1 protein-coding gene is annotated in these 1501 nt (G+C 45.1%); it reads right to left on the reverse strand.

The window, feature by feature from the left end:
• The coding region (gene tnpC / locus G3O08_RS20630) for an IS66 family transposase (RefSeq protein ID WP_163287338.1) at positions 1-1483 on the reverse strand (1483 nt) is incomplete at its 3' end.
• Between the last annotated feature and the right edge of the window lie 18 nt (positions 1484-1501).

Genomic DNA, 1501 nt, shown 5'->3' on the forward strand with positions numbered 1-1501 from the left:
CCAACTCACCAAAGCTTGTTAACTTTTCTGGTATGTCTATATTCCCAGGGAAGAGTTCAAAAAGTTTGTTGACCGGATGATCGGCGATTTTGCCAAGCACGGCAGTAAGCCAGGCCATAGGTTCTACGCCTTGCATCTTGCAAGTGCCGGTGAAGGTATAAAACATGGCTGTGCGCTGTGCGCCTTCATGCGAACCGGCAAAGAGATAATTCTTTCTACCCAGTGCATTGGGGCGGATGGAGTTTTCGATCAGATTGTTATCGATAAGCAGTTCTCCACTTTTCAGGAAGTTTTGTAGCTGATCCCAAAGATTAATCGCATATGCAAAGGCTTTGCCGATAAGGCTTTTGGGAAGCACTTTTTTATTTTCTTCTGCTATCCATTTGCCTAGTTCATTAATAACGGGCAGCGATTTTTCAAGGCGCAGTTCTTTACGTGCTTCAGAAGTCATGCTTTCTGCTTCACGTTCTATGGCATATAGTTTTTGGATACGTGCCAAGGCATATTCCGCCCGATCTTTGTCCTGATCTTTGGCCTCAAAAAAATAGCGGCGTGCATGCGCCCAGCAAGCTAGGTGTGTCACATCGTTTTTATTGCCATATTGTGTATAGACTTGATAACCGTCGGTTTGAAGGTAGCCTTTAAAATCTTCAAGCATGTTTCGCGGTGCGTTTTTCCCGCGCCCGGGTTGGTAATCAAAGACCACCATCTTTTTTGGCGGCGAGTGATAGACCCAGTAGTATCCGCGGTGGCATTTTCCTTTTTTGGTCTTGTCTAGTACACGGGTTGGGGTCTCATCTACTTGTATGTATCCGTCTTTTTTCACCACATTTACCATAGCGTTGTACAGCGGCTCAAGTAAGGTTCCCAACTGCGCTATCCAACCATCGATAGTTGATGGAGCGATATGTATGCCGTAGCGTTTAAAGATTTGCTGCTGACGGTACAACGGCAGGTGATCAACATATTTGCTGATGAGAATAAAGGCGAGTAGCACATTGCCGGCAAGGCATTTGTCTATAGGTCGTGATGGAATGTTTCCGCATACAATGCCTTCGCCATTCGGTAAGGCATATTTGGGGCGAACAATAACCAACTTGAAGAATTTGGCTGGAGCCATCTCAAGTATTTCGGTACGCTCTTCGCCTATTTTCACTAAATCGGTGGTGTCTTCCAAAGGTTCAATTCGGATTTCATGCACCGGAAGATCGTCTGGTATTCGGTTTCTACCTTTGTGATTTTTGTTCTTATCACGCGAGTAGGTTATTGTTTCTTTAACCGGACTGTCGGTCGTGTTCTCGTTTTTTGCTTCCAGCTCTTCGAAGGGCAAGTTGAGCTGATCGGCATGGGCATCGTTTTCAAAACGCTCCCTTTTTGAACCGAAAAGCATGCCTTGCAACTTTTTAACCATAAAGGTTAAGCGCGTCACTTCCGTTTGCGCCTTTTCATATTCCGACTGTACTTTTTTGTATTCGGATTGCACTTGGTTGTATTCGGATTG

This window comes from Cryomorpha ignava, from assembly GCF_010686655.1.
Lineage (GTDB): Bacteria > Bacteroidota > Bacteroidia > Flavobacteriales_D > Cryomorphaceae > Cryomorpha > Cryomorpha ignava.